At 48.4% G+C, this 8,017-nt stretch carries 8 protein-coding genes; 2 read left to right on the forward strand and 6 right to left on the reverse strand.

Going from position 1 to position 8,017, the window contains the following annotated elements:
- Window positions 1-8: 8 nt before the first annotated feature.
- The 4 genes from FDW94_RS01860 to FDW94_RS01875 form a co-directional block, all read right to left on the reverse strand.
- Window positions 9-1,190 carry a MalY/PatB family protein gene (locus tag FDW94_RS01860; protein ID WP_137377047.1) on the reverse strand — a complete coding sequence of 394 codons (1,182 nt, stop codon included), beginning with the start codon at window positions 1,188-1,190 and terminating at the stop codon, window positions 9-11.
- A 12-nt stretch (window positions 1,191-1,202) separates the two neighbouring features.
- Entirely contained in the window at window positions 1,203-2,654 is a 1,452-nt protein-coding gene (gene nhaC, locus FDW94_RS01865; protein WP_008783827.1) for a Na+/H+ antiporter NhaC, read from the reverse strand.
- Between the two features lie 153 nt (window positions 2,655-2,807).
- Window positions 2,808-3,812, reverse strand: a complete 1,005-nt coding sequence (locus tag FDW94_RS01870) for a LacI family DNA-binding transcriptional regulator (RefSeq protein WP_008783828.1) — start codon at window positions 3,810-3,812, stop codon at window positions 2,808-2,810.
- A gap of 166 nt (window positions 3,813-3,978) precedes the next feature.
- The gene (locus tag FDW94_RS01875) at window positions 3,979-4,428 is read right to left on the reverse strand and encodes a GNAT family N-acetyltransferase (RefSeq protein WP_137377048.1); all 450 of its coding nucleotides are present in this window, start codon (window positions 4,426-4,428) and stop codon (window positions 3,979-3,981) included.
- A 124-nt stretch (window positions 4,429-4,552) separates the two neighbouring features.
- Here FDW94_RS01875 and FDW94_RS01880 point away from each other — a divergent pair, with 124 nt between their 5' ends.
- Window positions 4,553-6,022 carry a PLP-dependent aminotransferase family protein gene (locus tag FDW94_RS01880; RefSeq protein WP_137377049.1) on the forward strand — a complete coding sequence of 490 codons (1,470 nt, stop codon included), beginning with the start codon at window positions 4,553-4,555 and terminating at the stop codon, window positions 6,020-6,022.
- A gap of 192 nt (window positions 6,023-6,214) precedes the next feature.
- Entirely contained in the window at window positions 6,215-6,928 is a 714-nt protein-coding gene (locus FDW94_RS01885) for a GNAT family protein (RefSeq protein WP_137377050.1), read from the forward strand.
- Between the two features lie 52 nt (window positions 6,929-6,980).
- On the opposite strand, the gene cbdX is transcribed toward FDW94_RS01885, so the two are convergent.
- Together cbdX and cydB are read right to left on the reverse strand one after the other, a co-directional pair.
- On the reverse strand, window positions 6,981-7,070 hold the full coding sequence (gene cbdX, locus FDW94_RS01890; RefSeq protein ID WP_003830863.1) for a cytochrome bd-II oxidase subunit CbdX: 90 nt from the start codon (window positions 7,068-7,070) through the stop codon (window positions 6,981-6,983).
- Window positions 7,071-7,083: 13 nt separating this feature from the next.
- On the reverse strand, window positions 7,084-8,017 hold a 934-nt coding region (gene cydB, locus FDW94_RS01895), incomplete at its 5' end, for a cytochrome d ubiquinol oxidase subunit II (RefSeq protein WP_249358232.1).

Here is an 8,017-nt window from a genome sequence, read left to right on the forward strand (position 1 = left end):
GAGCAGATTCAACAGGATGTAAATGCAATACGCTTCAAGCCCTCAACCGCTTTTTCGAGGTAGGCGCGTGGACATCCCATGTTCAGCCGGATAAAACCTTTTCCAGCAGGACCAAAGCCATTTCCCATTGAAGGCGCAATACCGGCAACATCAAGCATTACCCATTTGAGCTGCTCATCATCCAGTCCAAGCGCTTTGCAATCTATCCACAGTAAATACGTTGCCTGGGAAGGAACAACCCGAGCCCATGGGAGATATTCATCAATCTGTTGAATAAACCAGCGTCGATTTTCAGCCAGATAGCCAAGTAAATCGTCTAACCATGGTGCACCATGTTGCCATGCAGCCGTACTCGCCTCGACGGATAGCGCATTGAATACATCCAGTCCATGCGCATCCAGACGGCGTAAAAAGTGTTCACGCAATGCCGGTGCCGGTATCAGAAAATTAGCAATACGCAATGTCGACAAACCAAACGTTTTACTGGCTGAAGTAGCTGAAATTACACGCGAATGCCAGCGTTCTCCCAGATGCAGAACTGAAGTAAATTGTTCTCCAGGAAGCAATAAATCTGCCCATATCTCATCAGACAGCAACGTCACATCATAGGTCTCGCATAGCGTAAGTAGCTGTTCCAGCTCCTGTGCAGTCCAACAACGACCGGTTGGATTATGCGGATTACATAAAATCATCAACGGCGGACGTTCAGTCCGGAATAACATTTCCAGGTGAGCAAAATCCATTTGATAACCGGTAGCCGGGTCCTCATACAACGGATTTTCCAGCAGCTGTCTGCCGTTCAGAGAGATAATTTTAGCGAATGAGCCATAATAAGGCCCCTGAACGACCACGCCTTCACCGGGTTGACTTAGCATTTGTACGAGTAGCGATAATCCCGGAACAACACCTTCAATACTGCAGATCCACTCTTGCTTGATTTCCAGCTGATGCCGGGTTGAGAACCATGAAATTAATGAATCAAAGTAGCTTTGTGGTCGTTCGCTGTAACCAAAAATACCGTGCCCGACGCGGTGAGTTAAAGCCTCCTGAACAGCGGGCGGGCAAGTAAAGTCAAAATCAGACACCCACATTGGCAACAGTTGATGTGTATCCTCGCCGAAATATCGCGCCATAAAGTCCCATTTCAACGAGGCGGTATCGTGACGATCGATAATCTTATTAAAATCCATTACATGCTCTCCCTATTCTGTTGCCGTAATATTTTTTTCTGTTTCTGCCACTGATGGCGCCTTCGCAATACCGATTCCCGTGAAACCGTAAATCAAGGCGAAGAAGATTGCGGCATAGCACTGAATCGCCCATGGCAATAAATCCAGCGTGCTCACTCCTAATGTCGTGGCCATATAAACTCCGGCAGCGGTCCACGGCAACAACGGCTCAATGACGGTGCCAGCGTCTTCAATGGTGCGGGACAGATTTTTGGTATCCAGTCCCATACGACGATATGCGTCTTTAAACAGTTCAGCTGGAACCAGAAGAGCCAGTTTGCCGTCGCTTGTCGCTCCGGTCACCAGAAGGGTGGTACCAATGGTTGCCGCAATTAACTGACCGACACTGTGAATGACCGTCAGTAAGCGGTTAATGATAATGTTGAGTGCGCCGGTTAACGTTAAGGCACCGGCAAAAGAGAATGCGCAAAATACCAGAAGGATAGTGCTCATCATTGAGAACATTCCGCCGCGGTTCAGCAGGCGCGGAACATCAGCAATAATGCCCTCACTCCCTTGCGGGAACATAGTAATGTTGAATCCATCTATAAAGGCATCCAGTCCCTGCTTGATGCTGAGTCCTTGCATGACAACGCCCAGAATCAGGGCTAATACGCATGCACTCAGCATTAAAGGAATGACCGGCTTTTTACGAATCGCGCCCCACAACACAATAACCGGTGGCAAAATCAGAATGATATTGAAGTGGTATAGCGACTCCAGAGCGTTGACAATATCGGTAACCCGTTGCGGCGTGGCGACCTCGCCCAGCATATTGCTGTGGCCGGCAATAAGATAAACCACGGCGGCAAGCAGAAAGCTGGGAATGGTGGTCCATAATAAGTGCTGGATATGCTCGAAAAGGGTGGTATCTGCAACAATGGCCGCAAAGTTGGTGGAGTCTGACAGCGGCGATATCTTGTCACCGAAGTAAGCGCCAGAAACAACGGCACCTGCCGCTGCTGCCATCGAAACATCCAGTCCGGCGGCAACGCCCATCAATGCTACGCCAACCGTTCCGGCGGAACCCCAGGAGGTTCCGGTACACACCGATACGACGCTGGTCAAAAAGAACGCGGCGATGAGAATGTATTCGGGGCTGATGAGTTTAAGTCCCCAGTACACCATGTAAGGGATGGTGCCGCTGAACATCCATGTACCAATCAGGCCGCCGACACAGATAAGAATCATGATAACCGGCATTGCTTTGGCGAGTTTATCAACCACCGAATTAATGATGTCTTCCCAGCAATACCCTTGCCACCAGGCCATACCCGCGGCGACTGCAGCAGAACATAGCAACAAAGGCTCAATACGTAGCCCCATGATGCCGTAGCCAATAATTAACAGCAGTAGCATGGCTAAAATAGGGATTACTGCCAGTCCAAATGAGAGTGTTTTTTTCTGATTTTGAGAGGCATTCATTCATGAATCTCCAGTCTGTAAGGTCGCTCAAGAGTAGAGAACACCCTTTTGCCTGACTGTGATCGCTCATTGGCCCTCATGTAAGCGATTACATGAAGACGTTAAACTTGAAGTCGATCACAATTCAGGGGCTTGACGATTTACGCATTGATTTCAGAGAGAGGGGGGAAGAACAGAATCGCGGATCACTAAATCCGCAGTGAAACTATTCACGCTGGGACGCTGAGTTGCGCCCTTAAAAAGCTGTATCGCCAGCTGCGAAGCGCAGCGAGCCATGCGCTCAACGGGATAATGCATTGTTGTGAGTGCGGGATAGAGATAGCGGGCCATCACCACATCATCAAATCCAACGATCGAAAGCTGCTGCGGAAGTGTAATTCCCTGCTGATGGAGGATGCGCATAATCCCGGCGGCCATCACATCATTAAATGTCACCGCTGCGGTGAAAGGAATGCCGCAATTAAGCAGCTGATGTGCAGCGCGTTCGCCACCTTCTTCATTAAAGGGCACGCTAATCACCCAGTTTTTATCTGGCGTAATGCCATATTCGGCCAGCGCCTGGCGATAACCTTCCAGCCGCTCACGGCGATCGATAATCGGTAAATCACTTGTCACGCAGGCAATACAACGGTGCCCCTGTTCCAGGAGATGTAGCGTGGCTGTTTTAGCAGCTTGACTATTTTCCAGCCACACGCAGCGATTGGCCATCCCGGCAATATAGCGGTTCACGACCACCATGGCAGGAAAATGAGCGGCATATCGCAACAGTTCCTTTTCCGACAGCCTACTGGCATGGACCACAATAGCTTCGCAGCCCTGGTTTATCAGGAAATCGAGTCCTGATTTTTCCATTCCTTCATCGTGACCACCGCTGCATACCATCAGCCGAAATTGCTGCTGGCGTGATACTTCTTCCACGCCTCGGGCAAGCCTGGCAAAAAAGGGATCGGCAAGGTTGCCGGTCAATAACCCGAGCATGTCACCGCTGCGTTTCGCTAATGCAATAGCGGCGGCATTGCGATGATAGTTCAGTTCGCGCATGGCTTTTTCAACACGCTCACGCGTCACGGGTTCAACCCATGCGGTTTGATTAATAACACGTGAAACTGTTGCGGTGGACACTCCCGCTAACTCTGCAACATCCTTTATCGTTGCCATGCTGGCTCTTTACCTTTTTGATTCTTAAGAATTTGCTTATCGCTGGTTTTTTCCTTATCTTATTCAGGTTGGGGGGATTTGTCACCGAGACATCCTCTGAGTATATCTACTCAGAGGCTTATTTTTAGTACTGAATAATTAAATGCTATCCTGAGTATTATTATCCTTACATTTGATATTCGATCATCCCGCTCTTTTGGGCCACCCAGTCATACAGTCGTTGTCCGCGGAGATTGGTTTCATGCGTATGCCAGTATAATCTTGACGCGTGGTGTTTTTTGGCTTGTTGTTGGACATACTCGATAAGCTGTTTACCGATATGTTGGCCACGTACCTCTTCGCTAACAAATAAATCTTCGAGATAGCAATAGTTGGATTCTGCCCATGTTGAACGATGAAAGAGATAATGCACCAGTCCCACTATTTTTCCATCATATTTGGCAACAGCACAATAAACAGGTTCGCTCGGGGTAAGGAAACGCTCCCACGTTAATTTTGTTACTTCATCTGAAATTTTAGTGCGATAAAATGTTTGATAGTTTATCCATAAAGGAAGCCAGCTGGCGTAGTCTTTTTGTTCTGCACTTTCAATAGTGACGGTATTCATGTTAGTCATATATATCCTGATATTTTATACGAGTAATGTGTTAGTATGATGATACTAAGAACTTTATAAATTCTCGTAAAGAGACACTTTCGATATATTGATAGGATCCACTTTTAGTATAAAGGTTAATACAATGAAGAAAAACAATGCGCCTTTATTTCAAGGATTTGTTTTAGGAAAAGGCGCGGTCAAGGAGCAGGTTTACCACATCCTCCGCGATCACATCCTCGAAGGGCGATTGCCGCCAGGAACAAAAATGCCGTCAACCAGGGCATTGTCCGAGATGATGTCAATTTCACGAAACTCAGCGATCGCCGGTTATGACAGGCTATTAGATGAAGGGTATATCCTGACCCGTAAAGGGTCTGGAACATATGTCTCACATAATATTCCGGATCGGAGTATCAGCAATAGCTATCCAAAGATGGCGTCGGGGGACGTCGTCTCGCCTGATGAACAGGTTCACAGCCGAAATAATCCTGTTCGCGATTTGTGGTCAAATGAGTATGAAGGGCGCGGCATGAACCGCCTATTTGCGGTTGGTGTCGGGTGTACGGATCTCTTCCCGCATGCGTTATGGGGAAAGCTACTGCAACGTGTCTGGAGACAATCCCGGCATCAACTGGGCGCTCACACTCATCCTTGCGGGTACTTTCCTTTGAGAAAAGCGGTTTGCCGCTACATTAAAACAACGCGTGGAGTGAACTGTAACGAAGAACAGATAATCATCGTAAATGGTATTCAACAGGCATTGAACATTACTGCACGAGCATTGCTGTCGGCAGGAAGTGATGTTTGGTTGGACGACCCGGGTTACAAAGGCGCTCGCGGCGCCTTCATGTCAGTTGGCGCGATGGTGAGGCCGGTACCGGTAGATAGCGAGGGAATGAACGTCCGCTATGGTATTGATCATTTTCCTGACGCTAAGTTAGCCTATGTCGTCCCGTCGGATCAATATCCATTAAGTGGAACGTTGTGTTTATCCCGACGTTTTGAGTTGCTGGAATGGGCGAAGTCGAATCAGGCATGGATATTTGAAGATGACTATAATAGCGAGTTCCGTTATGCCGACCGTTCTTTACAAGCTCTGCAAGGATTAGATCAGAATCAACGCGTAATCTACGCCGGAACATTTTCTAAAATGATGTACCCGGAATTCCGTTTAGGTTTTTTAGTTGTCCCGCCGGGTTTACAAGAACAGATTATGGTGACGAAATATTTTTCCGATCTTGGCACCAGTTATCTTGAACAGGCTGTGATGGCGAATTTTATTGAGGATGGTCACTATGCCAGTCATGTGCGCCGAATTCGTAAGGCATGCTATGAAAGAAGAACTGCGCTGGTCAATGCTATTCAAGAATACCTGGCTGATAAAATGATTGTGCAGCCTTCTGACTCTGGCGTCCATATTGTGTGCTGGCTACAAAACGGATTAACCGGAAATGAAGTTGAGGAGCAAGCCAGATTACTAGGGATGGGAATACTATCACTAAGTCGTTATTACCAGAGCGATATCTCACGACAGGGGATTTTGATTGGTTTTGCAAATCATCCGGTAGAGGCAATTGTTGATGGGATTCGCCGTTTGGCTCAGGTTATTTAAATTATAATTTATTCAGCTCTTAGCATTAATGCAGTAAATACGTTTCTTTCGCTACAGGCAAAAATATGGCGTCTGTTTTTTGTACAATTAAATAGTGTGGATCCGTTAAAAACACGCATTGTGGTTCTTTTGGGCCGCTCAGTTTGATCATACCCTGCGCTGGTTTAGTTCTGTTTTGTAAGAGGTACAGATATGCCGGGCGTCTTTAATCAATTCCAACAACCCGTAGGTATGACTTTGTCTGACTGGAAAGGCGCACCCTTTCCACAGGCTCAGCAAATTACAGGTCGCTATTGTAAGCTTGAGCGCATTAACACCGAACGCCATGCAAAAGAGTTGTATGAAGCGTACTGCGAAGCAAGCGATTGTCGTGACTGGACATATCTGGCGGTCGGACCTTTTGAAACTTTTGATGCCTTCCTGGTTTATTTAAAACACATGGAAGAACAGACAGATCCGATGCATTTTGCCGTGATCGATTTAACCAGTATGAAACCTGTTGGTACGTTTGCTCTTATGCGGATTGATCCCGCAAATGGTGTGATTGAGGTAGGGCATGTTTCTTACTCCGTACGCATGAAACGCACGCGAATTTCAACGGAAGTCATATCATTGCTTTTAAAGTACGTTTTTGAGGATCTGGGTTATCGCCGTTTTGAATGGAAATGTGATGCCTTCAATGCGCCTTCCCGTGGGGCGGCGGAGCGCTTTGGCTTCAGTTTTGAAGGCATATTCCGTCAGGCTATCGTTACCCGTGGACGAAATCGTGATACCGCATGGTACTCAATCATTGACGGTGAGTACCCGACACTTCGACCTGCCTACGATCTGTGGCTCGATGAGGGTAATTTCGATAGCCAGGGACGGCAGATTCGGCGCCTTGGCGAGCTGATGGAAAGGGGATAAAAAAGCTCCCCGAATAAACCGGAGAGCCAGAAAGCGTAGCGCACGCGCAGTATTATTTCTGCCGCGACTCCAGCCAGACCAGTGCCAGCGTGGAGAGTGCGCACATCAGCAGAATGCCGACAAACCAAAACAGATACCACATCGTACGGTCCTCCCTAGTAAAGTTCGTGATTGTGGCGGCGGATCGTTTCTACATTGATTCGTCCCAGCATTTTGTAATAACTCCACACGGTATAAAGCAGAACGATCGGTAGAAAAATCAGCACAATAACCAGCATGATACTGAGCGTCATCTGGCTGGAGGTACTGTCCCACACCGTCAGGCTAGAGAGCGGATACGCGCTTGAAGGCATCACAAACGGAAACAGGGTGATTCCGGCGGTGAAGATCACGCAGGCCTGGGTCAGTGAAGCGCACAGAAATCCCCATACGGCCCGATGTTGCCCGCAGGCATAGATCGCGAGCATCGGGAAAATCATGCCAAGCAGCGGAATAATTAACAGCAGTGGTGACTGATAAAAGTGCGCCATCCACGCGCCCGGTGAGGTCGTTACCATTTTTAATAGCGGGTTGGAAGGACCATTCGGATCCTGGCTAAGTAGCACATAGCCGTCGATCCCCGTCCATAGCCAGTAACCGGCTAACAGAAAGCAGAGCACGACCAGCATTGCGCTACGACGGGTAGCAGAGAGCGCGCGTTGGTGAAGAATGCCGTCGGTCTTCAACTGGAGCCACACGCCCCCTTGCAGAATAACCAGCATCAGGCTTAATGCGCCGCACAGCAGCGCAAAGGGTGAGAGTAACTGCCAGAAAGTGCCCAGGTATTGCACATGAAGCTGTGGTGTGAAGATAAAAGGCACGCCCAGGAACAGGTTGCCGAACGCGACGCCGAAGATAACAGGAGGGACCAGGCTCCCGATAACCAACCCGGTGTCCCACATAGCACGCCAGTGCGCATTGGCTATTTTGCCGCGATAATCAAAGGCCAACGGGCGAAAGAAAAGAGCACACAGCACCAGGATCATCGCTACATAAAACCCCGAAAATGCGGCGGCATAGACCCGCGGCCAGGCCGCGAATAATGCACCG

It is taken from the genome of Citrobacter sp. wls757, from assembly GCF_005280935.1.
GTDB lineage: Bacteria > Pseudomonadota > Gammaproteobacteria > Enterobacterales > Enterobacteriaceae > Citrobacter > Citrobacter portucalensis.

Bases quoted from the DNA above. Each gene is read 5' to 3' on its own strand.
- FDW94_RS01860 (WP_137377047.1), bottom strand. From the start codon at position 1,190: ATGGATTTTAATAAGATTATCGATCGTCACGATACCGCCTCGTTGAAA.
- nhaC (WP_008783827.1), bottom strand. From the start codon at position 2,654: ATGAATGCCTCTCAAAATCAGAAAAAAACACTCTCATTTGGACTGGCA.
- FDW94_RS01870 (WP_008783828.1), bottom strand. From the start codon at position 3,812: ATGGCAACGATAAAGGATGTTGCAGAGTTAGCGGGAGTGTCCACCGCA.
- FDW94_RS01875 (WP_137377048.1), bottom strand. From the start codon at position 4,428: ATGACTAACATGAATACCGTCACTATTGAAAGTGCAGAACAAAAAGAC.
- FDW94_RS01880 (WP_137377049.1), top strand. From the start codon at position 4,553: ATGAAGAAAAACAATGCGCCTTTATTTCAAGGATTTGTTTTAGGAAAA.
- FDW94_RS01885 (WP_137377050.1), top strand. From the start codon at position 6,215: ATGCCGGGCGTCTTTAATCAATTCCAACAACCCGTAGGTATGACTTTG.
- cbdX (WP_003830863.1), bottom strand. From the start codon at position 7,070: ATGTGGTATCTGTTTTGGTTTGTCGGCATTCTGCTGATGTGCGCACTC.